32 protein-coding genes and 1 pseudogene are annotated in these 23,106 nt (G+C 68.9%); 16 read left to right on the top strand and 17 right to left on the bottom strand.

Translation table 11 applies throughout. The features are described 5' to 3' along the window. Positions 1-47 precede the first annotated feature (47 nt). A complete protein-coding gene (locus tag WG921_RS12135) occupies positions 48-1,421 on the bottom strand; it encodes an FAD-binding oxidoreductase (RefSeq protein ID WP_340109501.1) in 1,374 nt (457 codons plus the stop codon). Positions 1,422-1,578: 157 nt separating this feature from the next. Between WG921_RS12135 and WG921_RS12130 the strand changes: the two genes are divergently transcribed. Beyond that, positions 1,579-2,100, top strand: a complete 522-nt coding sequence (locus WG921_RS12130) for a thioesterase family protein (RefSeq protein WP_340109500.1) — start codon at positions 1,579-1,581, stop codon at positions 2,098-2,100. Between the two features lie 220 nt (positions 2,101-2,320). On the opposite strand, the pseudogene WG921_RS12125 reads toward WG921_RS12130, so the two are convergent. The 3 genes and pseudogenes from WG921_RS12125 to WG921_RS12115 all read right to left on the bottom strand — a co-directional run. After that, a pseudogene (locus WG921_RS12125) lies at positions 2,321-3,328 on the bottom strand (chloride channel protein); the annotation flags it as partial. A 389-nt stretch (positions 3,329-3,717) separates the two neighbouring features. Beyond that, positions 3,718-5,538, bottom strand: a complete 1,821-nt coding sequence (locus WG921_RS12120; protein WP_340109499.1) for an aminopeptidase P family protein — start codon at positions 5,536-5,538, stop codon at positions 3,718-3,720. Between the two features lie 70 nt (positions 5,539-5,608). Next, complete coding sequence (locus tag WG921_RS12115) at positions 5,609-6,448, bottom strand: hypothetical protein (protein WP_340109498.1); 840 nt, start codon at positions 6,446-6,448, stop codon at positions 5,609-5,611. A gap of 120 nt (positions 6,449-6,568) precedes the next feature. Between WG921_RS12115 and WG921_RS12110 the strand changes: the two genes are divergently transcribed. After that, positions 6,569-7,150 (top strand): cold-shock protein, encoded by a 582-nt coding sequence (locus WG921_RS12110; RefSeq protein ID WP_340109497.1) that lies wholly within the window; start codon positions 6,569-6,571, stop codon positions 7,148-7,150. Further along, positions 7,084-7,611, top strand: a complete 528-nt coding sequence (locus tag WG921_RS12105) for a DUF192 domain-containing protein (protein ID WP_340109637.1) — start codon at positions 7,084-7,086, stop codon at positions 7,609-7,611. Before WG921_RS12110 ends, WG921_RS12105 begins: the two co-directional genes overlap by 67 nt. 195 nt (positions 7,612-7,806) lie before the next feature. Here WG921_RS12105 and WG921_RS12100 read toward each other — a convergent pair whose 3' ends face one another. From WG921_RS12100 to WG921_RS12060, 10 genes are all read right to left on the bottom strand, one after another. After that, positions 7,807-8,073, bottom strand: a complete 267-nt coding sequence (locus tag WG921_RS12100; protein ID WP_340109496.1) for a helix-turn-helix domain-containing protein — start codon at positions 8,071-8,073, stop codon at positions 7,807-7,809. Beyond that, positions 8,070-8,363, bottom strand: coding sequence for a hypothetical protein (locus WG921_RS12095; protein WP_340109495.1), 294 nt, complete (start codon positions 8,361-8,363; stop codon positions 8,070-8,072). The genes WG921_RS12100 and WG921_RS12095 overlap by 4 nt, the downstream gene beginning before the upstream one ends. Positions 8,364-8,454: 91 nt before the next feature. Beyond that, entirely contained in the window at positions 8,455-8,709 is a 255-nt protein-coding gene (locus tag WG921_RS12090) for a hypothetical protein (protein ID WP_340109494.1), read from the bottom strand. Between the two features lie 35 nt (positions 8,710-8,744). Continuing rightward, positions 8,745-9,005 (bottom strand): hypothetical protein, encoded by a 261-nt coding sequence (locus WG921_RS12085; protein WP_340109493.1) that lies wholly within the window; start codon positions 9,003-9,005, stop codon positions 8,745-8,747. A gap of 43 nt (positions 9,006-9,048) precedes the next feature. Beyond that, the gene (locus WG921_RS12080) at positions 9,049-9,405 is read right to left on the bottom strand and encodes a hypothetical protein (protein WP_340109492.1); all 357 of its coding nucleotides are present in this window, start codon (positions 9,403-9,405) and stop codon (positions 9,049-9,051) included. Between the two features lie 115 nt (positions 9,406-9,520). After that, positions 9,521-10,561, bottom strand: a complete 1,041-nt coding sequence (locus tag WG921_RS12075) for a tyrosine-type recombinase/integrase (protein WP_340109491.1) — start codon at positions 10,559-10,561, stop codon at positions 9,521-9,523. Continuing rightward, positions 10,447-10,752: a helix-turn-helix domain-containing protein gene (locus WG921_RS17900; protein ID WP_413788587.1), complete on the bottom strand. Its 306-nt coding sequence runs from the start codon at positions 10,750-10,752 to the stop codon at positions 10,447-10,449. The genes WG921_RS12075 and WG921_RS17900 overlap by 115 nt, the downstream gene beginning before the upstream one ends. A 7-nt stretch (positions 10,753-10,759) precedes the next feature. Next, entirely contained in the window at positions 10,760-11,044 is a 285-nt protein-coding gene (locus WG921_RS12070) for a hypothetical protein (RefSeq protein WP_340109490.1), read from the bottom strand. Continuing rightward, positions 11,044-11,493 (bottom strand): hypothetical protein, encoded by a 450-nt coding sequence (locus tag WG921_RS12065; RefSeq protein WP_340109489.1) that lies wholly within the window; start codon positions 11,491-11,493, stop codon positions 11,044-11,046. The genes WG921_RS12070 and WG921_RS12065 overlap by 1 nt, the downstream gene beginning before the upstream one ends. Beyond that, positions 11,493-11,783 (bottom strand): hypothetical protein, encoded by a 291-nt coding sequence (locus WG921_RS12060; protein ID WP_340109488.1) that lies wholly within the window; start codon positions 11,781-11,783, stop codon positions 11,493-11,495. Before WG921_RS12060 ends, WG921_RS12065 begins: the two co-directional genes overlap by 1 nt. Before the next feature lie 83 nt (positions 11,784-11,866). Between WG921_RS12060 and WG921_RS12055 the strand changes: the two genes are divergently transcribed. Further along, a complete protein-coding gene (locus WG921_RS12055; protein ID WP_340109487.1) occupies positions 11,867-12,229 on the top strand; it encodes a hypothetical protein in 363 nt (120 codons plus the stop codon). 32 nt (positions 12,230-12,261) lie between these two features. Here WG921_RS12055 and WG921_RS12050 read toward each other — a convergent pair whose 3' ends face one another. Both WG921_RS12050 and WG921_RS12045 read right to left on the bottom strand, forming a co-directional pair. After that, positions 12,262-13,029 carry a hypothetical protein gene (locus WG921_RS12050; protein WP_340109486.1) on the bottom strand — a complete coding sequence of 256 codons (768 nt, stop codon included), beginning with the start codon at positions 13,027-13,029 and terminating at the stop codon, positions 12,262-12,264. A gap of 401 nt (positions 13,030-13,430) precedes the next feature. After that, positions 13,431-13,799, bottom strand: coding sequence for a helix-turn-helix domain-containing protein (locus tag WG921_RS12045; protein WP_340109636.1), 369 nt, complete (start codon positions 13,797-13,799; stop codon positions 13,431-13,433). Between the two features lie 25 nt (positions 13,800-13,824). Between WG921_RS12045 and WG921_RS12040 the strand changes: the two genes are divergently transcribed. After that, positions 13,825-14,040: a helix-turn-helix domain-containing protein gene (locus WG921_RS12040; protein ID WP_340109485.1), complete on the top strand. Its 216-nt coding sequence runs from the start codon at positions 13,825-13,827 to the stop codon at positions 14,038-14,040. Positions 14,041-14,045: 5 nt separating this feature from the next. On the opposite strand, the gene WG921_RS12035 is transcribed toward WG921_RS12040, so the two are convergent. Next, a complete protein-coding gene (locus tag WG921_RS12035) occupies positions 14,046-14,894 on the bottom strand; it encodes a WYL domain-containing protein (protein ID WP_340109484.1) in 849 nt (282 codons plus the stop codon). Between the two features lie 188 nt (positions 14,895-15,082). Between WG921_RS12035 and WG921_RS12030 the strand changes: the two genes are divergently transcribed. The 11 genes from WG921_RS12030 (at position 15,083) to WG921_RS11980 (ending at position 22,909) form a co-directional block, all read left to right on the top strand. Further along, on the top strand, positions 15,083-15,541 hold the full coding sequence (locus WG921_RS12030) for a hypothetical protein (RefSeq protein ID WP_340109483.1): 459 nt from the start codon (positions 15,083-15,085) through the stop codon (positions 15,539-15,541). A 277-nt stretch (positions 15,542-15,818) separates the two neighbouring features. Next, complete coding sequence (locus tag WG921_RS12025; protein ID WP_340109482.1) at positions 15,819-16,592, top strand: hypothetical protein; 774 nt, start codon at positions 15,819-15,821, stop codon at positions 16,590-16,592. Then, positions 16,589-16,882: a hypothetical protein gene (locus WG921_RS12020; RefSeq protein WP_340109481.1), complete on the top strand. Its 294-nt coding sequence runs from the start codon at positions 16,589-16,591 to the stop codon at positions 16,880-16,882. The genes WG921_RS12025 and WG921_RS12020 overlap by 4 nt, the downstream gene beginning before the upstream one ends. Next, the gene (locus WG921_RS12015) at positions 16,875-17,525 is read left to right on the top strand and encodes a hypothetical protein (protein WP_340109480.1); all 651 of its coding nucleotides are present in this window, start codon (positions 16,875-16,877) and stop codon (positions 17,523-17,525) included. The genes WG921_RS12020 and WG921_RS12015 overlap by 8 nt, the downstream gene beginning before the upstream one ends. Next, positions 17,522-18,181, top strand: coding sequence for a hypothetical protein (locus WG921_RS12010; protein WP_340109479.1), 660 nt, complete (start codon positions 17,522-17,524; stop codon positions 18,179-18,181). Before WG921_RS12015 ends, WG921_RS12010 begins: the two co-directional genes overlap by 4 nt. Next, the gene (locus WG921_RS12005) at positions 18,178-18,402 is read left to right on the top strand and encodes a hypothetical protein (protein ID WP_340109478.1); all 225 of its coding nucleotides are present in this window, start codon (positions 18,178-18,180) and stop codon (positions 18,400-18,402) included. Before WG921_RS12010 ends, WG921_RS12005 begins: the two co-directional genes overlap by 4 nt. 95 nt (positions 18,403-18,497) lie before the next feature. Next, a complete protein-coding gene (locus WG921_RS12000; protein ID WP_340109477.1) occupies positions 18,498-18,962 on the top strand; it encodes a DUF1937 family protein in 465 nt (154 codons plus the stop codon). After that, a complete protein-coding gene (locus WG921_RS11995) occupies positions 18,959-19,195 on the top strand; it encodes a hypothetical protein (protein WP_340109476.1) in 237 nt (78 codons plus the stop codon). The genes WG921_RS12000 and WG921_RS11995 overlap by 4 nt, the downstream gene beginning before the upstream one ends. Next, complete coding sequence (locus WG921_RS11990; protein ID WP_340109475.1) at positions 19,195-20,421, top strand: DUF7146 domain-containing protein; 1,227 nt, start codon at positions 19,195-19,197, stop codon at positions 20,419-20,421. The genes WG921_RS11995 and WG921_RS11990 overlap by 1 nt, the downstream gene beginning before the upstream one ends. Next, complete coding sequence (locus tag WG921_RS11985) at positions 20,418-21,071, top strand: hypothetical protein (protein ID WP_340109474.1); 654 nt, start codon at positions 20,418-20,420, stop codon at positions 21,069-21,071. The genes WG921_RS11990 and WG921_RS11985 overlap by 4 nt, the downstream gene beginning before the upstream one ends. Then, a complete protein-coding gene (locus WG921_RS11980; RefSeq protein ID WP_340109473.1) occupies positions 21,068-22,909 on the top strand; it encodes a DNA primase family protein in 1,842 nt (613 codons plus the stop codon). Before WG921_RS11985 ends, WG921_RS11980 begins: the two co-directional genes overlap by 4 nt. Positions 22,910-23,106 lie beyond the last annotated feature (197 nt).

The following is a 23,106-nucleotide window of genomic DNA, read 5'->3' as shown; positions in this document are numbered from 1 at the left end:
CCGCGCGCCGAAAATCGGCCTTAACGCCGTATCATGCGCATCGCCCGTCAGTTGATGTCGACCACCTTGCCGGGGTTGAGGATGTTCTTCGGATCGAGCGTGCGCTTGATCTCCGCCATCAGGGCGTAGCCCGCCCCGTGCTCCTCCTCCATGTAGCGCTTCTTGCCGAAGCCGACGCCGTGCTCGCCGGTGACGGTGCCGCCGAGGCGAAGCGCGCGGCGGTTCATCGAATGCGTGAGGCGCTTCGCCTCCTCCAGCTCCTCCGGCTTTTCCGGGTCGACGAGGAAGCCGACGTGGAAATTCCCGTCGCCGACATGGCCGACGATCGGCGCGATGAGCCCGGCTTCCTCTATTTCCGCCGCCGTCTCGAGCAGGGCCTCCGCGAGGCGCGAGATCGGGACGCAGACATCGGTGGCGACCCCGCGGGACCCCGGCTTCAGCTTCAGCGACGCATAGTAGAAATTGTGCCGCGCATGCCAGAGGCGATTCCGCTCCTCCTGATTGGCGGACCACTCGAATCCGGCGCAGCCATGCTCGGCGGCGATCTCGCCGAAGGTCTCCGCCTGCTCCTTGGCGCCGGCTTCGGTTCCGTGGAACTCGACGAAGAGATGCGGCTTCTCCGGCAGCGAGATTTCGCCCGAGAGGTTCACCGCGCGGATCGCGACCGGGTCGACGAGCTCGATCCGCGCCATCGGCACGCCCATCTGGATCGTCTGGATGACGGTGTTCACCGCCGCGTCCATATCTGGAAAGGCGCAAACGGCGGCGGTGATGCTTTCCGGCTGTCCCTGGAGGCGGACGGTCAGCTCCGTGATGATTCCAAGCGTGCCTTCGGAGCCGATCATCAGTTTCGTGAGGTCGTAGCCGGATGAGGACTTCCGGGCGCGGGTGCCGGTCCGGATGATCCGCCCGTCGGCCAGCACCACTTCGAGCGCGAGAACATTCTCGCGCATCGTGCCGTAACGGACCGCCGTGGTGCCGGACGCGCGGGTCGCCGCCATGCCGCCGAGCGAGGCGTTGGCGCCGGGATCGACGGGAAAGAAAAGCCCGGTCGCGCGCAATTCCTCGTTGAGCCGTTCACGGGTGACGCCGGGTTGCACGACCGCGTCCATGTCCTCCGCATTGATCGCGATGATGCTGTTCATCTCCATCATGTCGAGGGTGATCCCGCCATTGAAGGGAAGCGCGTGCCCTTCCAGCGAGGTGCCTGTGCCCCACGCGATGATCGGACAGTCCTCCTGCGAGCAGATCTTGACGATCGCGGAGACCTCCTCGGTGTTCCGGGGAAAGGCCACGGCGTCCGGCGGCGTCACCGGATAGTAGCATTCGTTCTGACCATGCAGATCGCGCACCGATGACGAGGTTGAAAGCCGTTCGCCGATCAGATCGCGGATCTTCCGTATCGCGTTGTCTATGCTCATCGCCAGCGTCTCCTCGATTGATGCGACAGGCGTATCCCGAAATATCGGGCCGGGGAAGCCGCCGGCGCGCATTTTGAGGCGCGCGTGAAGGCGGCGTTTGCCGTTGCGGCCGGTTTCCGGTTATCTCGCCGCGTTCACGGCAGAGAAAGGAAGCCCGATGCGCGATTTGTCCCCCTCCTGTCCCGACCGGACCTTCCCCAAGGGGCCGCTGATCATGGAGACGCAAGTGGTCGAGCCGGGGTGGATCGATTACAACGGGCACATGAACGTCGCCTACTACACGCTCGCCTTCGATCGGGCGTTCGATGACTTTCTCGACAACTGGATCGGCGTGGGCGAGCGTTTCGTGAAGCGCAGCAGGCTGGGTCCGATGGCGCTTCAGACGCAGATCCTCTATCTCGGTGAGCTTCTCGAAGGCGAGCGGTTCCATGTCGAGACCCTGCTGCTCGACCATGACGAAAAGCGCATGCATTTCTTCGGAACCATGATCTCCGAGCGCACAGGCCAGCCCGCCGCCACCTACGAGAGTCTCGGCATCAATGTGGATCTCGATAGCCGCCGTCCTGCTCCTTATCCGGAGTGGACGCTGGCGCGGCTGGAGGCGTTGCGGGCGGCGCAGGCGCATCTGCCTCGGCCGAAGCAGGCGGGTCAGCCGCTTGGGATTCGTCGCCGCGGCTGACCTCTGACGGCGGCGCGCTGACAGGGTGGTGGTGATGGTGATGGTGGTGCGCGTCGGGGCGCCACCCGCGCCGCTGGCGCCACCAGCGCACCAGGCCAAGGGACAGGCGGACCTTCTCGGCCCCGACCTGCAAGTCCGGCTGAATCCGCATCCAAGAGGATTTCGAATAGGCCATGCGCTGCCCGAGATAGATGCTGCGGTGGCCGATGACCACATAGGCCGCGATCGCGGCGCCGGCCAGATAGACGATCCTGACGCCGCCCCCGATCAGCTCCATGCCCATCAGGATCGCCGCGATCGGCGTGTTGGAGGCCGCGGCGATGACGGAGACCAACCCCACCGCCGCCCCGAGGCCCGGATCGAGGCCGAGCAGCGGCGCGAACGCGTTGCCGGCCATCGCGCCGATCACGAATTGAGGCGTCGCGATGCCGCCATAGAACCCCGACCCGAGGGTGATCGCGACCACCAGCGTCTTCCAGAAGAAGCCGAGATAGGGCATCGGCTCCCCGCCGATGGCGCGCTCGACCAGCGGCAGGCTGAGGCCGAGATAATCGGTCGGGATGACCAGGGCCAGCAACGTGATGATCACCCCGCCGATGACCGGCATCAGCGGCGGCCACAGCTTGAAGCGAAGCCGGACCGCCGTGAAGAACCGGGTCATGCCGTGAACAAGCTCGACGAAGATCAGCGCGACGATCCCGGCGATCACGCCGATCCCGATGATCTTGATGAACAGCAGTTCGGAGAAATCCGGCAGGTGCGAGAGGTGATAGTAGAGATACGGGAGATCCCACCATTTGCTGACCAGGAAGGAGGTGATCCCGGCGACGACGGCCGGAAACAGGAAGTCGTGGCGGATGCGCCCGATCGACAGCACCTCGACGCCATAGATGGCCCCGGCGACCGGCGTGCCGAAGACGCTGGCGAAGCCGGCGCTCACCCCGCACGCCACGAGACGTTGGCGGAGCTCGGAGTTCAGATGCAGCAGCTCGCCGATCGCCGCGCCCAGCGACGCGCCGAGATGGGAGCATGGCCCCTCCTTCCCGGCCGAGCCGCCGCATGCGAGGGTGATGATGGCGGCCACCGGTTTGATCAGGATCGTCCGGAACGGCATATGCCCCTTCTGGACGTGAACGGCGTCGAACAGCGAGTCGTTCAGGCCGCCGACATTGATCCGGTAGCCGTAATGCAGCAGCAGGCCGTTCAACAATCCGCCCGTCGGAAGCATGATCGCCAGCAGCCAGAACGGCGCCGACGCGGTGAGGTCGATGGCGAAGAATAGCGCGTGCAGGAAAAAGCTGGTCCCGGTGCCGACGATCGCGCCGACGAGGGTGGCGAGCACAAGCCACTGGACCAGCGTCACCAGCATGATGGCGAGTTCGATATAATTGAAATGGGGCACGATGTGGTGCCCAGTCAGAAATCGGAGCAAGCGTCTCATAGGGGGCGGCAACCCGGACTGGTCACGGTGATGTGCAATCCATAAGCAAATTCATGTAGTTAGGCAAGGTGATATACAGGAGTCAATAAATCGTATATTATTCTGTCGAAGCATGGTTTGTTTACTATTTACTTTCCGTTTATCCATATAATCATGAATTGTGCTCAAACTGTTCGTCATGGTGGAGATTGCAGCGGCGCCGTCGCGGCCTCCAGCCATGCGCCGTCGCGCTCGTCGAGAAGGGGTTTCAACGTCGAGCGGACCCGCGCGTGATACGCGTCGAGCCAGGCGCGCTCCTCGGCGGAGAGCAGCGCCGGGTCGATCAGCCGCCGGTCGATCGGCGCGAGGGTCAGGGTCTCGAAGCCCATCATCGCCCGGTCGCCGCCGGCGGGGATCGATGGCGCTTCGACAAGGAGCAGATTCTCGATGCGGATTCCGAACGCGCCGGTGCGGTAATATCCAGGCTCGTTCGAGACCATCATCCCGGGGCGAAGCGGAACCGCGCCCCGCCGGGAGAGCGATTGCGGCCCCTCGTGAACGCAAAGATAGGCGCCGATTCCGTGCCCGGTGCCGTGATCGTAGTCGAACCCGGCCCGCCAGAGCGCGGCGCGCGCCATGGTGTCGATATCGCGGCCGTTCACGCCGGGCGGAAAGCGGGCGGTGGAGACGGCGATCATGCCTTTCAGCACCAGCGTGTTCGCGCGGATGGCGCCTTCGGGCGGCGTCCCGACCGCGATGGTGCGGGTGATGTCGGTGGTGCCGTCGATATACTGGCCGCCCGAATCGACCAGCATCAACTCGCCGGGCGAGAGCGTGCGGTCGCTCGCCTCCGTCACGCGGTAATGCACGATGGCGCCGTGCGGGCCGGCGCCGGCGATGGTGTCGAAAGAGATGTCCATCAGCGCGTTCGTCGCGCGCCGCTCAGCCTCCAGCCGCTTCGCGATGGCGATTTCCGTCAGTCGGCCGGAGGGCGCCTCCCGGTCCAGCCAGGCGAGAAAGCGCGCCACCGCGGCGGCGTCGCGAAGATGCGCGGCGCGCGCGCCGTCGATCTCGGCCGAGGTCTTGATCGCCTTCGGCAGGACGCAGGGATCGTCGCCCCAGACGATGGCCGCGCCCGCCGCCGTGAGCGCATGCGCGACGGCGAGGGGGCTTGAGCGCCGGTCGAGAAGAACGTTCTCGCCGCCGAGGCCCTGCAGCGCGGCGGGGAAGTCGGCCCGCGCCGCGATCCGAACGTCGGGCCCGAGATGGGCGGCGAGCGCCGGATCCGCGTCCTGGCCGGCCCGGATGAAAAGCGTCGTCTCGCCCGACGCGCGAAGAATGGCGAAGACGAGCGGCACCGGATTGCGGGGGATGTCGCCGCCGCGGATGTTCAGCAGCCAGGCGATGCTGTCCGGCAAGGTGAGCACCGCCGCGTCGGCGCCGGCCTCGCGGACGGCGGCGCCGATCCGGGCGCGTTTCGAAGTGGATTCCTCCCCCGCGAGCGCGGCGGCGTGCGGGCGGATCGGCGCGGCGGGGGGCGCGGGCTGATGGCGCCATATGGCGTCGACCGGGTTGGTCTCGACCGGAACGGCGACGGCGTCGATCGCGCTGAGCGCGGTCTCGATCGCGTCGATCTCGGTCTTGCCGTGAAGCCAGGGGTCGAAGCCGATTCTCGCGCCGTTCGGCGCCGTCTCCGCGATCCATTTTCCGACCGGGACCTCGTGCAGGGACAGGCGCCTCCACGCTGTTCCGTCCACCTGCGCCTCGGCCTGAAGCGTATAGCGCCCGTCAACGAAGATCGCGGCGTCCTCGGCGAGCGCGACGGCGACGCCGGCGGAGCCGGTGAACCCGGTCATGAACGCGAGGCGCGCGTCCGCGGGCGGCACATATTCGCCCTGATGCGCGTCGGCGCGCGGAATGATGAACCCGTCCAGCCCCCTCGCGTTCATCTCGGCCCGGAGATCCGGGAGCGGCCCGGCGCCGGCGGCTGACGGAGAATCGGTGAAATCCTGAAACATGAGGGCCTCTGGACGGTTGAACGTATCCGGATTTCGCCTGTCGAAGGGTGCGAGCGCAAGGCTTCGTTCATCAATCGGGGAAAACATCGCGCGCTTCGACGCCGATCAGAATGGTCATGGTCTCGTTCGCGGGGCCGGTGAGCGCCAGGCGCTCCGTCAGCCGTCCGCGCCGATACCCGAAAGGGCGCCGAACGCCGGAATAGCGGGCGCCGTCGCCGAGAACCATCTCGGCCGCGTCGTCCCTGAGCGCGAGCCGCGCGACTTCGCCCCTCGCGTCGCGGAGGGAGACCAGCTCCGCGCCGGCGATGGGCGGAAGCGTCTCCGCGACCAGCCTTCGCGCGCCGTCCGGGCCGATCATGAGCGCGGAGACGCCCGGCGCGAAGACGAAATCCTCCTGCGCCGCGAGAAGCGCGTCATCGAGGGCGACCACCCGGCATCCGCAGGTTTCCGGCGCATGGCGCCGTTCGAGCTGCGCGAGGCAAAGGTTGAGCGCCGCCGCCGCCGCGCCGGAGCGCGTGGTCGCGGGCGGCGCGGCCATGACCGACGCGGCGGCGGCCGGGCAGGATTCGGGCGGCGCGCCGCGCGCCGCCGCCCTGGGGAACGCGGAGCCGATGAACGCGGCGCCCTCCGGCGAGGCGCGCAGCCAGGGGATCGCGGAGATCTCGACCATCCGGGCGCCGGGCGCGGCGGCGATATGGATCGCGACGGCGTCGGCGACGTCTGCGGCGGCGGCGACTTCGGATTCGTCGGCGACCAAAACCGCCGGCGGCGCCGCCGCCGTCGCCAGGCGCGCATGGTCGCCGATTTCCTCGTTCGGCGCGGAGCCGGTCCCCGCCGCGCAAGAAAACAACGCCAGAGCGCAGAAAGCGGCCCACGCGACCGCGCCAAATTCCCGAATCAATTTCGTCACCGATGGGCCCCGTCGACTGAAGTCTTGACGCCACATTAAGGTGAGCGGATAAATTTGCCAGATCTTGGCCCGCGATGGTACTATCGCGCTCCGGTGTTTAAGCGTTCGACGACCAGTGGGGTGGCTGTCTTGGGTATCGCAGACGCAAACGATGTGGAGACTGTCGAAGGCCGGGTCAAATGGTATGACACCGGCAAGGGTTACGGGTTTGTCGCGGCGGATGACGGGGGCGGCGATGTTCTGCTCCATGCGAACTGCTTGCGCCGCTCCGGCCTGTCGCAGGCTCAGGAGGGCGCCCGGGTGACGCTGGAGGCCGTTCGCGGCGACCGGGGCCGGCAGGCGCTCACGGTTCTCATGATCGACCCTCCCGCGCCGGTCGCGCCGCTGGGGCCGGTGGCGAAGCCGACCGAGGTGATGGAGACGCTCATCGCGACCGGGGACTGGCTCGCGGCGAAGGTGAAGTGGTTCGATCGCGCGAAAGGCTTCGGCTTCGTCAACGTGTTCGGAGATACGGCGGATGTGTTCCTTCATATGGAGGTGCTGCGCGCCGCCGGTCTGCCCGATCTCGCGCCGGGGGAGGCGATTGCGGTCAGGGTGGCGGACGGGCCGCGCGGCCGGATGGCGGCGGCGGTTCGATCCTGGGATCTGGTGGATGCGGGGACCGGCGCGGCGCCGGCGCGGCCGTCGACGGAGCAGGTCTGATTTTCCGGCCGGTTATTCTGGCGCTCGCGGCGCTTCTGGCGGTTCCGGCGGCGGCCGATGTCTGCGAGCCGGGACGGATCGAGTTTCAGACCGCGTCCGGCGCGGCGTCGTTTTCCGTCGAGATCGCCGATACTGAAAGCGCCCGCGCCAGGGGATTGATGCATCGGGAGGAGATGGCCGCGGATGCGGGCATGCTTTTCGTCTATCCGGCGGCGGCTCAGGTGACGTTCTGGATGAAGGACACGCCGCTCTCTCTCGACATGATCTTCATCAACCGGCGCGGCGTCGTCTGCTCCATCGTCTCGGGAACGACCCCTTTCTCGACCGAGCACATCCCTTCCGGGTGCACCGCGCAAACCGTGCTGGAGGTCAATGCGGGCGAGGCGGCGGCGCGCGGAATCAAGCGCGGCGCGCCGGCGCGTCATCCGGCGATCGAGGCGCCTGTCTGGCCTTGCGACTGATCCGGGCGCGCCGTGGCGGCCGCATGCGCGCCGGCGCGCTTTTCGTGGATCGGCTGAAAGCGCTCTCATCTCCTCTTTCATCGCGGCGCGCCCGAGGCTATCTAGGGAGCGTCGGAGCGTAGCGCAGCCTGGTAGCGCATCTGGTTTGGGACGAGGCGCGCTAACGTAACTATCCGTTTGATATTGCTGGATTACTTACCCCTGCCCACTATGCCGTTCGGGACTATTTCGGGACTCGGCGTCAGTTTTGCGCCGGGCGCGAGGCCATTCGGGCGGGCGGAATCCGGCGAGCATCCAGCGCATCGCCCGGCAGGCGACCGGGTTCGGCCCGCGCGCGGTGCTCCGGCCCGTCGGCGCCTCCCATTTCCTGATTGTCGGCGGCGCAGTGTCGAGGATCTCGGCGAGCTGCGCCTGAGTGAGGCCAAGCTCATTCCGCGCCGCCTTGAATTCGGCGGAGGTCATGCGGCGGTCCAGTATTCGACCTGAGCGACATATCCGCCGTAGACTGCGATCGGCGTCACATAGCCTGCGGCGATCTCATCGGCCCACCAGTCCGAGAGCTGCTCCCGCGAGCCCTTCGGCCCCACTTCGGTGCTGGTGATGTAGGGCTCCGGAGCCTCGGTCGGTTCTTCGTTCGCAACGGTGAGCATCGCAGACATGATCGCGCGGGCCTCCTCGGCGGTCTCGGCCATGCCATCGTGCGTCAGGCCGTCGCGCATGTCGTATTGGGCGTTGATCGGGTATCTGGTCATCTTCTCTCTCCTTGTGTGTGGGGCCGAAGCCCTGGGTCCAGCGATGCTTGGCGCTCGGGATCGGGCGGCGCGCACCGCCCTCACCGGAACGTCAGACGTCAACTTCTCGCTTGTCGATCCCCTCCGGGCTGACTGTGCAGACGTGCGGGTTGCCGCTCTTGGTGTTGATGCCTGCGATCTCAAAAGACGCATCCCCGCCTCCATCGAGGCTTTCTTCTAGGTCGTAGGCGTAGGCGCGGGCGAAGGCGTCCACGAGGGCGGGAGGGTACTTTCCAAAGCGTTCGAGGTCGGCGCGGATCTCCTGGAGCCCGATTCTGTTGACGCCGTGGATCGTGATGATGGCCATTGTCTATCTCCTCGTGTGGGGCCGAAGCCCCGATTTCAGCGATGCTTGGCGGCGTTGCGGCGAGCGGTGGCCCAGTTTTTGCGGATCACCCGGAGAAGATCGTCTCCGTCTGACGCCTCCAGCGTGTGGCCGAGGCGCTCAAGGCCGACGCAAACCTGCGCGCCATTCGCGTCGCGGACGTATCCTCCCGAAGCCGGGATCGAGAACACGCGGCAAATGTCCTCGCCGGTGTACGGGTCGTCGGCTTTGAGGGTGACTTCGGCGTCTCCGGTTTTGCTAATCGTGGTGGTGGTCATCTCGATTTCTCCTTGTGTGGGGACGGGGCCGAAGCCCCGTTGGTCATGCGGTGCGGTCTTGCAGTTCGGCGGCGACTTCGGCGCGGAGGCGGGCGAGGGCGTCGCGGTGCGCGGCATGGGCGGCGTCGTGGGCGGCGACCAACTCAGCGGGCGCGGGGGCGGGTTCGGGCGTCTCTCCGAAAAGCATGTCATCGACGGAGCGCGTCGCGTTGCAAGCGTCGATCGGCGCGTTCCGGATGGCGGTGATCGCCTGGGAGAGCGCGGTCATTTCGGCGTACGCGGCGTTAACCTGGGCGGCGAGCGTGTGCAGCGTCTCACTGGCGTTGACGTGCAGGCGGGTCTCCCGCTGCGGGTCGCCGATTTCCTGCTCGACTTTGCGGATGGTCTCGGCCTCGGTCATCTCGGTGTCTCCCGGTTTGGCGTGGGCCTATCCCCTCCGCCTATGGATCATAGATAGCGCCAATGGCGCTACTGCGCAAGGGCAGGCCGAAAATAAATCGGGGGGGCGGCGCGGGTTATTTCGCGCGCCGGATCTTCGGCACCCCCTCCATCGCCGCCATCCCGGCGCGGAGATCCTCGTCGAGGACGTGGGCGTAGCGGGTGCTGGTGGAGATGTCGGAGTGGTCGAGCGCCTTTTGCACGAGGCCGAGATTGCCGCTGGCGCGGAGCAGGCGGGTGGCGAAGGTGTGGCGGAGATCATGGAAGCGGAGGCTCTCGATCTCCGCTTCGGCCAGCGCGGCCGCCCACGCCCGGCGCCATCCGGTTTTGGTGAGCGGGTAGCGCTCGCCCTTGCGCCGCCCGGCGCGGCTTTTCTGACAGACATAGGTGAAGACGGTCGCTCCGGTGCGGGGCTGGGCGCTGAGCAGGGCGGCGATGCGCCGGGTGATTGGCTTGATCAGGGTCTTGCCGCCTTTGCCGCGCGTCGAGAGCGTCAGCGCGGCCATGTCGATATCGGACCAGCGGAGCGAGAGGCAGCCGTCGAGCCGGAGCCCGGTCGCGAGCGCGAAGGCGATCAGCGGGCGGAGGTCCGGGCGGAGCGCCTTCATCAGCCGCGTCTCCTCCGCGTCGGACAGCTCGCGCTTCGTCGGCTCCGGCTCGCGGAAGAAGAGCTTGCCCCAGTTCGGCGCGCGGCCGGTGTCGCGGTCGAGCACGTCGCGCGCGAAATACCAGATCGCGCGGAGCACCTCGATCTCGCGGTTGACGGATGTGTCGGCGACGGCGCGCCGGCGGCGCATGGTGTAGCGAGCCACCGCCTCCTGCCCGATCTCGCTGAGGAGCGCGCCGCCGCCGAGGCCGTGGATGAGGTTCGCGATCTGGTAATCTGTGGTCGGGGCGATGGAGCGCCCCTCGATCTGGCGCGAGAAATACGCGCCGGCGGCGTCGTCGAGCGTGATCGGCTGGCGGGCCGCGGGCTCGGCCGCGCGCTGGCGCTCGAGCGTCTCTACTCGCCGCGCCGCTGTTTTAGACGCCTGGCCCGTTGTTCCATGAATCCGACGACCTCGGATCTGGAAGTCGTAGTGCCAGTACGGCGAGTTTTTCGGTTTGTAGACTGACATGCCGCCACCTTCACCCGCGCTTCGATGAACTCCTCGAGATCGGATTCGCGGTATTTGTAGCACCTGCTGCTGATCTCGACGTAGCGGATTTTCCCCGCGCGGCGGAGGTCGCCGAGCGTCTTGCCGCAGACTCCGAGGATCTCCGCCGCCTCCGCCGCGCTCAGCAGAGGGATGATGCGTGGGCTAAGCACCGGTCGCTCAGTTCGGGCCGGTGGGGCTCGGCGCTTGAGGCGGGACGTATCCGGCGAGGGAGCCCTGCCGCCAGCGGGCGTAATCGGAATCGACCGCGCCCGGGAGCTTTCGCGCCGGAGCGCGGTGACCGCAGATGACATCGAGCGCGGCTTCGGTGTCGCCGCAGCGGACGAAGGCCTCGACGGTGTCGAGGACCACCTGCATCCGCTCGTTCCGCCGCTCCGCGTCGGCGGCGGCGTCGCAGTCTCCATCGCAGGGCTCGTCGGGGATCCAGACTTGCACATACGGCATCACGCGGCTCCCTTGATTCGCCCGCTGAGGCATTGCTGCAGCTCATCAGGGGACGTGCAGATTTCGTTTGCGAGCAGCGCCATCAGCTCGGGCTCCTCGCCGTCCTGCGTGAGGATCAGGCAGCGCTTCCCGCGCCCGGCGAACCATCCCGCTTCGAGATGGGCGGAGCGACCGCAGGGGAGCAGCAGGACGCAGGTATCCGCCCATTCCATGGCGCGGAGATCCGAGACATAGCCACGCGCCGCGATGGGGCTGGTGGTCAAATGGCGGCGGTATTCCTCCGCTGTCCAGCTCTCCCAGTCCGGATCGATCTCGGACCACGCGAAGCCGGGGACGCCGTTCGGCGGGTTGCGAAAGTCGTAGACGTAATGCCCCCAGTTCCGGAGATACCTGACCATCTCCGGCTGATGCGGGTTTCTCCAGCTCGAGGCGAGGTAGATGCGGGCCATCACGCGGCTCCTTTCGTGATCCGGTAGAGATCGCCGGCGGCGTCGAGCGCGGCGTGGAGGTCGCGCTTTTCGTGGCTGAGCTGCGCGATGATCTTGCGCGCGGCGTGGAGCTCGGCGCGGAGCCGGTCGACATGGCGCGCGGCGGCGCCGGCGCCGTTCCAGCGGTCGCAGACCTGCTGCGCCAGCGCGCGGGTGTTGGGGGTTCCGGCGGCCACGGTCAGCACGGTGGCGCCGGTCTCGTCCTCGATCTCGCCGTAGCGGGGCGAGGGGCGGAGGGTGGTGGCGGTCATGTCGGCATCCTTTCGGGTTGCGGCAGGCGGCGGCGCGCGGGAGAGTGGCCCGGCGCAGGGGGCGCGGTTTCAGGGGAAGGCGAATGACTATGCTCATCTGTTTCGCGGCGGGCGCGCTCGCCGCGCTGCTGGCGGCGCTCACCGTGATGTGGACCAGCAAGGCGCGGCGCGGGCGCGACGGGATCGCCATCGCGCTGGTGATTTTCGTGATCGGGCTCGGCCTCACGCTGTTCCTCGCGCCGATCGCGGGGGCGGTGGCGCTCTCTGGCGCGGCGGTCGATCCGAATATTCGGCTCGTCCAGGACGCGGCCGGCGAGGGGGTCATCGCCCTGGTCACGGCGACGATCCTGTTCGTCCCGCTCTACGCCGGGCTGGCGCTTTTTGGCCTGCTGTTCGTTTTCGCGAGCGAGGACCGCAGGCCGGGCGCGGCCGGGCGCCGGGGCTGAGCGCGCCCGCCCGATCCGGTTGACGGCGGCGGTCACAGCGCGCCGCCGTCGATGGCGGCGTTGAACCAGTCGGGGGCGCCGTCATCGGGCCGGCCGAGAGCCCGCTCCGCCGCGCGGATCGCGATGCGGTAGCGGTAGGCGAGCGCCAGCTCCTCGCGCTCGCAGGATTGCGGGACGCGGCGGAGCGCGCCGTCCCGCCGCTCGAAGCGGCTGTTGCTCTCGAGGATGATCTGGAACTCGCCGCGGAGCAGCGGCAGGGCGATGGCGAGCGCGGCCTCGGCCCCGCTCGGCGGCGCGGGCGGCGGCGGCCCGCCGGTCCCGGTCACCATCCGGTTCACGATCGACTGCGGGCGCGTCCCGCGCGCCTCGCTCTCCGCCGGCTCGTCGCTCTTCGCGATGGTCGAATTGCGCAGCGGGACGGTGTCGTCCTGCAACGGGTCGCGGCGCATCACATCCCTCATCGCGAGTCGCTCGACGACGCCTTCCGCTTCGCCGTTCGGCGCGGCCGCGGCGTTGGCGGCGCGGAGATCGTCGGCGCAGGCGTCGTAGGCGTCGGCCTCGGCCCGCCAGGGCGCGCCTTCGGTCCAGCCGAGCGCGTTGGCGGCGGCGCGGCGGCGGTCTGCGGCGGCGCGCCACTTGTCGATCAGCGCGGCGCGCGGCAGGGCCGGCGCGGCGGCGCGCGGGGCGGCGGCGACTCTCGATCCGCCGCGAGGCGGCCTCGGGTTCTTCAGGCCCGGCGGGCCGTCTTCGGGGCCGAATGCGGTGAAATGGCGGCGCTGCGTGGTCGGCTCGGTCGGCATCGGATCTCTCCCTTCCGGTTCCCCCGCGCCGGCCGGCCATCCCGGGATGGGAGGTTGTCGAGCCGGTCCGGCGCGGAGTGTCGGCGGCAGGATTGCGGCCGACAGGGAGAGATATGCACACCACGAATATTCACGTCAAGCATTAAAATGCGTCTCGTGAATTAGACGGCTACGCCATGCCGAATCAGTCTAAAGGAGTCAGAGATAACGCGGGGCTTCGAGTGGAGCGCGGCCCGCCCGGACTGGCTCGCTGATGGCAAGCTTGACCGTTCGGGAACGCTTGAGTCACCATGAACGGATGGGGAACGATACTGGGGGGGATTCGGATATGGATGAGGACTTGGAGCGTGAGTTCGTCAAGGAACTCAGCCGTCTGACGGGCGGTCAGCTCAGGGCGCTGATCAACCGGATTGCTGATCTTCCTCCGCCGCGAGGCGAGCCATATCTATCCAACCGCGTTTCCGGGCCGACGGAAGCTGACGAAACAAGCTGATCAGCAGCCGCTCAGATTCTGTTCGGTCGTCGTCAACCAAATCCGCGACGCTACACTCAAGCGCCTCCGCCGCCGCCTGGAGCGTTCGAAGCGTCGTGCCGCCCGTTCCGCGCTCCATGCGAGAAATGGTCGGCTGATCCACGCCTATAATGTCCGCAAGCTGCGCCTGCGTGAGGTTCTTGGCGTTTCGGATCTCTGCTGCCTTCATGGCGCGGACGATATCCGCCCCTTCAAGGTTTCCAAATTCACCACATGAATTTTTATACTTGATATACATATTCACCTAGTGCATATCTTCGCGCATGAGCACCCTTCGCGAATATCTCCTGACCACAGGCACGACGCAGGCCGCGTTCGCGGATGTCGTCGGGCTCAAGCAGTCGACGGTTTCACGTTTGGCGCGGGGTGCGACCCTGCCCAGCCTTACGGTGGCCATCGCCATTGATCGAGCTACGAAAGGCGCTGTCGCGGCTTCGTCATGGCCAGTGCCGACCGCGCTGGAGCGGTCGGCGAAATGACCGCTCTAGACCTCACCCGCCTCGAGCGCGGCGAGGAAGTCGAATTCCTCTGGCCGCAGGACGCCATCGGCGTTGGCGACGGCATGGGCGGCGTGCATGAAGCGCGCACGCGCGGCGGGCCCGAGCGCATCCAGCCCGACGAACAGTTTTTCGACGGCGAGGCGGATCGCGTCTCGCGTCGGGCGCATCCGGCGAACGCGCGCGGCGAGAGCGGCGATCTCCGCATCCGGAGTGATGACGCCGTCGCGCTCCATTTCGTCGATGGCGTAGGTCACGATGACGTCCACCTCCTCGGGCCGCATCTTGCCGTCGCAGCGCGACAGCGCCGCGAGCAGGTTGAGATGGGTCTTGAGCGTCGGGCGCCGCGGCGCGCGCGGGACGCGTTCGCCGGACGCCTCGACCGCTGCGCGCGGAGTGGGGCGGAGATCTGTGACGAGCTGCTCAAGATCGACCCCGAGCTCCCGCCAGAACTGCGGTGGATCGGTGATCTCGCCATCGGCATCGAAGAAGCAATCGATCCGGTCGCACCGGAACAGCCGCGCGCTCTTGCGCTCGTGACAGTAGGCGCGGAGCGAGAGGTCGCCCGCGGCGGAGCACTCGAAGCGGATCATGCGAATTCTCCGCTGGCTGAGATCGCCGGAGGCGGAGTGATAGCGGATGCCGATGAAGATCGGTTCGACATATCCGGCGTCGGGGTCGTCGCTCGCCCTTCTCATCGGTTCCGTATCGTCGGCGGGCTCGGCGTCGGTGTCATCAGTCCCGATATACGGCTCGACGCCGGGGATGTTGGGCGTCTCGGCGTCCTCTTCCGGCCTTCCTCTGAACCAGCGCGAGACCGCGTCGAACATGGTCATCTGACTATCCCCCATTCCGTTTCGCCTGGAAAGCTACGCGCCGCTGGCGATTCGCCTCAAGCAATTCGTTGGCGCTCCGCGCCTGGTGGGTCATCGCCCCGCATATCCCGGTCCTCCCTCTCATCGACAAGACCCCTACCGCCCCTCCCACGCGCCGCGCGAGGGAACAAGGTTTCGGGGGGCCGATCGTGACCGCGCCGATCGGCCCCTCCGCCCGCCGGATTTTCGCCGGGCTGGTCGAGACCGCCGGCGGGGTCGAGGCCTCGGCGGCGATCCTGTCGGCGCGCAAGGGCGCGGCGGTTCACAAGTCCACCGTGAGCCGGATGGTTCATGACCAGATCCCGGTCACGGTCGAGGCCGCGTCGGCGATGGAGGACGCGCTCGGCGTCTGGCCGCTGAGCCAGCTGCTCTTCGCGCGGATCGGGCGGCGCGCCGGCGGCGGCGACCTTCGGGCGCTGGCGGCGGAGGCGAGCGTCGAGTGCGGCGAGGCGGTGGCGGCGATCATCAGCGCGTTTGGCGCGCAGTCGCTCGACCCCTCCCGGATGACCGACGATGAGCGGGCGCGCGCCCGGGCCGAGGTTGCGGAGGCGCTGGAGGTTCTCACACGGATCTCGGCGTTGCTCGATGACGAGGGGGGCGCGCGATGACCCCCCCGGCGCTGTTGACCGGCGATCACATATTCCCACCCCGCGCGGCGTCCCCCAGCCGCGCGGACCGGGGCGCGGCGTTGCGTCAGCGCGCCCCCTTCGGCCTGGCGGCGCCCCTCGTGAGTTCGGGCGCCGCGGCCGAGCCATTCCGGGCGGCGACGCCCGGTTCCGAGGCCCGTGAGGGCGCACTCCTCCCTGTCAGACTCCCCGCCGGCCCCCGCGCTTTCGGTGGAAGCGCCAGGCTGGCGGGGTTTTTTCACCGGCGGAGGGCGGCGCGGTGAGCATGCCGGAAAAGTGGCGCGCGATGATCGACGCGCATATCGCGGAGAAGGGCGTGACCCGGGTTCCGCTGGGCGTGGTGGCGATTGATTTGTCGATGTCGCTCCCGTCCCCGAAGTCGGATGAGAAGCGCGACAGCCATAACCGGATGTATTACCGCCAGCGCCGGTTCGAAAAGCTGGCGCTGCGCGAGGAGCGCGAGCGCGACGAGGAGGAGGCCGCGCGGCTGGCGCGGCTCGGCGCCGAGGCGGCGGCGGGGTTTCGGGCGCCGAAGGCGGCGCCGCGCAAGACCGTGAGCATTCCGGCCCTATCGGCCGGGAAGGCGCGCGAGGATCTTGAGCGTTCGGGCGTTGCGGTGGACGAGATATCGGGCGCGTCCATTTCGGCCGAGCATGCCGAGATGCGCGCGCGCATCACCTGCTCGCCGGAGCCGGCGGACGCGGTTCGGCCCGCCATGCAGGCGCCGGTTGAGCGCGCGCCGGCATCCGTGCGCGCCGGCATCGCCAGCCGGCGGGGCGACGCGGGGCTGGCGGAGGTTCTGAAGATATGCGCGGCGGCGAAGCTGACCCCAGCCCGCGCCGATGTGCTGCGCGCGGTCGAGGTGCTGCTGTTCGAGCCGGAGTTCGAGCGCGTGTTTCGCCGCGGCGCGATCGCTCATGCGCTGCGCGATCTGCCGGCGGCGCGGCGCGCGGCGCACGGTTTGCGGCGGGCGAGCGGCGAGCCGCTCTACCGCGCGCTCGCGGTCTCGCTTTATCGGAGGGCGGCGTCATGACCGACGCGCGGCTCTCACTCGCGATGCAGGCCGAGGCGATGGCGCTGCGCGCTTCGGATGGGCAGGTCGGCGCCGGGCAGCTGCTCGAGCTGGTGAAGCGGTGGCTGATCGTGGACGGCGCGACCCGCGCGCGGTTGGAGCCGCATCTCGCCACCGTGCTCCGGCTCCAGTTCATTGCGCCGCGTGATGCGGCGGCGGAGCTGCGCCGGATGGTGGACATTCTGGTTCCGCCGCGCGGGGCGGCGTTCGCGCCCGGCGACTGGCGCTTGAGGGCCGATCTCAATGGGTGAGGCGCGGGGCAACCTCTCGAGCGCGGTGCGCCAGCAGCGGCGCGAGCCGCATGGTTCGCTCAATGATTTCCCGACACCGCCCTGGGCGACGCGGGCGCTGCTCACGCATCCGGCCGTCACGGATGATTTCAGCGCGATGACGGTGCGTGAGCCGGCGGCGAACCGGGGCCACATGGTTCGCCCGCTGGCGGAGCGGTTCGGCCGGGTTCTCGCCAGCGACATCTTCGATTACGGCGCGGGGTATCGGGAGGTCGACTATCTGTTCGACGCTCCGGCGCCGGTCGACTGGACGATCACCAACCCGCCGTTCAGCCTCGCGGAGCGGTTCATCCACAAGGCGCTGGACGAAAGCCGGATTGGCGTGGCGATGTTCGCCCGCTCCGCCTTTCTCGAGGGGGTCGGGCGCCATGGCCGGCTGTTCGATCTGACGCCGCCGGCGCTCATACTCCAGTTCACGGAGAGGGTGGTGATCCACAAGGGCCGGCTCGCGCCGGAGGGCTCCAGCGCCACGGCCTATTGCTGGATCGTCTGGCGGCTGGACTGGCTCTGCCAGACGGAGGATCTCGACCCGCGCTTCGGCTGGATAGCGCCCTGCCGGAAGCGTCTCGAACGGCCCGGGGATTATCCCGAGGACGCGGCATGATCCGCGCGGCGCTCCTCCTCGCGCTCCTCGCCTCATCGGCCGGCGCGGCGACGGCTCCGGAGCGGAGCGGCGTCTGGTCGCGGCCAGGGGCCTCGCCCTGCGCGCAGGCGGATGGGCGCAACCCGTGCTGGACCGCGCAAAACACGCCGGCGGCGGTTCTGGAGGCGCGGGCGGCGGGGCTGTTCACGCCGGATGAGATCTGCGACGGCGATGTGATCGCCAATACCTACGGCCACGCCGGGCGGGCGCATCACATCCCGCGCCAGCTGGTCGATTTCGACCGGGCATGGCTGGCGGAGGCCGGGCTGGACTGGCGGCGCGACGCGGCCGGGCGCTCCTGCATCCCGAGCGAGAGTTATCAGGGCTTCCACTATGTTTTCGCCTGCGGCAACCGCGTCCAGCTTCTGGAGCGCGGCGGGCCGGGCGCAGCCACGCCGCCGGTTGGCGGATCGGACGTCACGCGCGTGGGCCGTCATGGGCCCTTCCTTGCCGCGACAGGGGAGGGGCGCGGTCGCGCGGTGACGCCCCTCCCAGCCTTCATCCGGACGGCGGCGCCGACGCCGCCCGCCCCGGTCCCCGCCGTCCCCTCGCCTTCACCGCTCTGGCTGCTGCTGTCGGCGCTCGGCGCGCTGCTGATCGTGAGGATGCGCGGATGAGCGGCTCGGCTTCGATCACCAGCATTTCGCCCGTGATCGCGTGGGCGTGGGACCTGCGGGATCTCGGGCCTCAGGGCTACGACACCGGCGCGCGCTGCATCTACTGCGCGCGGGATGTGGCGGCCCCGGCGCGGCGCCGGGCGGTCTGCCTTTACTGCGCGCTGGATCGAGGTCTGACCCCGGCGGAGGACGCGCCGATAGGCGAGAGGTGGCCGGCATGAGGGTCCCGCTCGCGCACGTTTCCGGGCCTCGCCGCGGCGGCGGCCGATCAATGGGGCGCCGCCGCGATGGCCGCCGAAAACAGGGAGAGAGCATCATGACCGAGACCCCCGATTGGACTGTCGTGGTTGACGCGCTGCGCGAGGGGCGCGCGCGCGACCTCATGGGGTTTCACGACGTGGCGGAGGCCGGGGTCGCGTTTCCCTATCTGGCGACGCCGTTCAGCCAGCATTATCGCGACGGCATGGGCCGGTGGGCGGGGCGCAGCGCGGCGGGGGTCGCGGCTCATTTCGCCGCGCGCGGCGTCTCGGTCTTCGCGCCGATCGTGCTCTCCTCGGCGATCATCGAATACGACGGCTGCCGGCTCGACCCGCTCGACGACGCGTTCTGGACCGGCTGGTGCGCGCCCGCGCTCAAGGCTTGCGACGCGGTGGTGGTGGCGGACATGTACGGCTGGGAGCTGAGCCAGGGCTGCGCGCATGAGGCGCGCGAGGCGCTCCGCACGGGCAAGCCGCTGTTCCTGATGGGCGACGGTGCGCTGATCGGGCTGGAGCGGGCATGACCGCCGCCGAGATCGAGCGCGGCGCGGAGCTGCTGGCGGCGCATGGGCCGGCGTTCAAGGCCCCGCCGGACGCCGAGGGGGTTGCGCGGATCGGCTGCGCCGCGCCGGGCTGCGGCTGTGAATTCAGCGTCCGCTTCGCGGTTTACGCGGCGCTGCCGGCGGCCGAGATCGGCTGCCCGAAATGTTCCGTTCGCGCGCTGGCGGCGCGGCGGGCGCGGGGCGGGAGGCGCTAATGCAGGCCGACCCCCGCATCGATGAGGCGCGCGCGCGGCCGATCCTCTCGGTCTGGGAGGCGCTCGGCGCGCCGACGGCGCTGCGCCCGGCGGGGATCGAGCGGGCGGGGCCCTGCCCGGTCTGCGGCGGGCGCGACCGGTTCGCGATCAATCCGGCGCGCAATCTCTGGACCTGCCGGCGATGCGGGCGGGGCGGCGATCAGATCGAGCTGGTGCGTCATGTCCTCGCCGCCGAGTTCATGCCGGCGCTCGACTGGCTCTGCGGGGCGCGCGAGGCCCGGATCCCGGCGGCGGAGCTCCGGCGGCGCGCGGCGGCGGCGGCCGAGGCCAAGCGCCGGCAGGAGGAGGATTCGGCGCGGTTCCGGCGCGAGGCGATCCGCGCGGCGCGGGCGATCTGGGCGCGGGCGGTTCCGGCGGCTGGCACCCCGGTCGAGGGCTATTTCGAAGCGCGCGGCGCGCCGCTGCCGATGATGCCGGAGTGCCTGCGGTTCATCCCCGATCACGTCTACGCGAAGGGGCGCGGCGCCGGGCGGCTGGTCTATCACACCGGCCCGGCGATGATCGCGGCCGTCACCTCGCCTGGCGAGGGGATCACCGCGGTGCATCAGACCTGGTTCGATCTCTCCCGCCCGCGCGGTAAGGCGGAGATCCTGCACCCGGAGACCGGCGAGAAACAGGGCGTGAAGCTCGTCCGGGGCTCGAAGCGCTCCGGCGCGATCCGGCTCCACTCCTCAGCGCGGATGCTGGCCGGGGACGGCGGGGCGCTGGTGGTCGGCGAGGGGATCGAGACCACCGCGACGGGCTGGGCGCGGGGCGCGCTCAAGGGCGCCAGCTGGTGGGCCGGGATCGACCTCGGCCACATGGCCGGGCGCATGCGCCGGGTCGCGGGCGAGAAATGGTCGGGCCTGCCGGATATGGAGGACGCGGACTGCTTTCGCGCCCCGCGCGGCCTCACCCGGCTGTATTTCATCATGGACGGCGACAGCCATCCGCTGATGACCCGCCGCAAGCTCGAATCCGGCCTCCGCCGCGCGCGCGCGCGCCAGCCCGGGCTCGAGACGCTGATCGTCTCGCCCGGCGCGGGCGTCGATCTGAATGATTTAACCCAAGCGCTTTCGAGGAAAGCGCCAGGCGCGAGCGGTTCCGCAGGAACCGCAGGCGCGGCTGACCCAGGCGCGAGCAGGCCGAAAGAGCCGGCGGGCGCGGACAGGAGGAGCGATCCATGACCGACAAGGGCATCATCTTCGGCGCGCCGATGATCCAGGCTTTGCTCGCCGGGCGGAAGACACAGACGCGGCGGGTGTTGAAGATCCGTGGGCATCGCATATTCACCGAATTCGGGCGATCGGGCACGGATGGCTACGACTGGCATTTTCGAGATAAGGCGCTGCGTTGGCACGATTACCGGGATGCCGATATTCGCAAGCGCCTGACTCACGCCCCCGGCGACCGGCTCTGGGTGCGGGAAGGCCACGCCATCGTGGGGGCCTCTGACCCCGGGTGGGTGCTCTACCGGGAAGCGGGCTATGAAGCTGAGTGCGCCCGGCATGGCTTCGACGCTCCATATCCTGCCGAGAAGTCCATTCGCTGGCGCTCCCCGATCCACATGCCCCGCTGGGCGAGCCGCCTGACGCTCACCGTCACGGATGTGAGGGTGCAGCGGGTCCAGGATATCAGCGAAGAAGATGCGCTTGCCGAGGGCGTCGAGCGCCTCAGATACCCGGAGCGAGGAGATTGGGGTTGGCCGCAGGAGAGGTTTCGCGACCTATGGGACGGCCTCAACGCCAAGCGCGGGTTCGGCTGGGACGTGAATCCTTGGGTCGCCGCCCTCACCTTCACCGTCGAGCGCCGGAACATCGACGGGGCGGCCCCATGACCGACACCCCCGACGACGACCCGATCCGCGCGGCCTTCGCCGCCGCCGAGCCGGTGGATGCGGGCCCGGACCCGTTCCCCGATGGCGGCCCCGATTATGCGCCGGATTATGCATCGCCGCCCGATGACGGGCGCGGCGCCCCGCCGCCTCCCGCCGACCCGGCGCTCGAGGAGGCGCTGAAGGAGTGCGCGGGGTACGCGCTCAACGATCATGGCAACGGCCAGCGCTTCGCGCGCCATTTCGGCGATGATGTGATCTTCGTGCCGCGCCTCGGCTGGTTCACCTGGGACGGGCGCCGCTGGGAGAAAGATGAAGATCGGCTCCGGGTCAGGGCGTTCGCGCAGCGGCTGGGGCCGCTGATCGAGGATGAGAGCAGGTATGTCGAGACCACCGCCCGCGAAGCGGCGCTGCTGAGGGAGACGCGCGAGATCCGGGCCACGTTGCGGCGCGAGGCCGATGAGGATGAGCGCACGCGGCTGTCCACCCGGCTTGTTGCGATTGACAAGCTGCTCGAGCCCCGCGCGAAGCGGATCGGTGGGATCCTCAAACACGCGAAGAGCGCCGGCAACAGCGGATCGATCGACCACATGATGCAGGAATCCACCACGTCGCTGTCGCGCCCGCATGACGCGCTCGATGTCGAGCAGCTCGCGGTCTGCACGCCGGAGGGGGTCTGGCGGTTCGCGCGCGAGGATATGAGCGAGGAGGGCGGCGGCGCGGTCGCCCGCGTCGAGCGGTCGGACCCGGACAGGGGCGACCTGATCACCAAGCTGACCGGCGCGAACTATCTGGACCCGGACTCGGTCGAGGCCGCGGCGCCGCGCTTTCACGCCTTCCTCGAAGAGATCCAGCCGGATATCGAGATGCGGCGCTTCCTCCAGCGCTGGTTCGGGCTCTGCATGTCGGCGTTGCCGCATCAGGGGCTCGCGTTCTTCTACGGCGACGGGGCCAACGGCAAATCGGTCCTGGTCGATCTCGTCCGCCGGGTGCTCGGCGATTACGCCACTTCGATCCGGATCGAGTCCCTCACCGGCTCCAACCGCCGCCAGGGCGCGGAGGCGACCCCGGACCTGATCCCGCTGGTCGGCGCGCGGGCGGTGATGACGTCGGAGCCCGATGAGGGGCAGCGCCTGCAAGAGGGCATGATCAAGGTCCTGACCGGCGGTGAGCCGGTCCCCGTGCGGCCGAATTACGGCGAGTTCATCAACGTGCTGCCGTTCTTCAAGCTGACGATGAGCGGCAATCACAAGCCGGAGATCCGCGGCACGGATGACGGGATCTGGCGGCGGGTGCTGCTGGTGCCGTTCGACGTGCGGATACCAGATGAGCGCAAGGACCTGAAGCTCGGGGAGAAGCTCTGGGCGGAGCGGGACGGGGTTCTGGCGTGGATGTTCGAGGGGCTGCTCGCATATCTCGAGGACGGGCTGAGGCCGCCGGAGACGGTGCTGGAGGCGACCCGCGAATACCGTGAGGACAGCGACCCGATCGGCCAGTTCCTCGCCGCCTGCTTCGCTGTGACCGGCGACCCGGCCGACAGGGTGACGTCGAAAGACATGGTCGAGGCGTTCCGGCTCTACATGCTTGAGCGGGGGATGACGGCATGGAAGGACACGACCTTCTCCCGCCAGCTCTCCACCCGCGCCCGAAGTTACCGCGACCCCGCAACCGGGCGCAGCTTCGACAAGGGAAAATCTTCCGTCGCTCAGTACCACGGTCTGAGGATGGCGCAGCCCTTCGCCTCGCGCTTCCGCGACGCGCCGCGCGACCGCGACGGGCGGGTCACGGTTCCGGCCGCCGCCGCCTCCGCCGGCTCCCCGGACCCCTCCTTCGAGGACTGACGGGAGGATAGGGAGGGTAGCGGCCAGCGCGCGGGAGGGTGGGAGCTCAAGGGGTTCGGGGGGAAAGAGGCGCGGCGTCAAAGGCTTGCGAGGCGCAGCGGGAGGGTAGGGAGGCTGGGGAGGCTATCCGCGCGCTACGCGTGGAAAGAGACTGGCGAAGGGCGAGGGGAAAGTTCCCTAGGTACTGTTCAGATTAT

Source organism: Paludibacillus litoralis, from assembly GCF_037646705.1.
In the GTDB taxonomy this organism is placed as follows: domain Bacteria; phylum Pseudomonadota; class Alphaproteobacteria; order Rhodobacterales; family Rhodobacteraceae; genus Pikeienuella; species Pikeienuella litoralis.
Note: the sequence above shows the minus strand (reverse complement) of the source record. Positions and strands in the feature narration are given on the sequence as shown.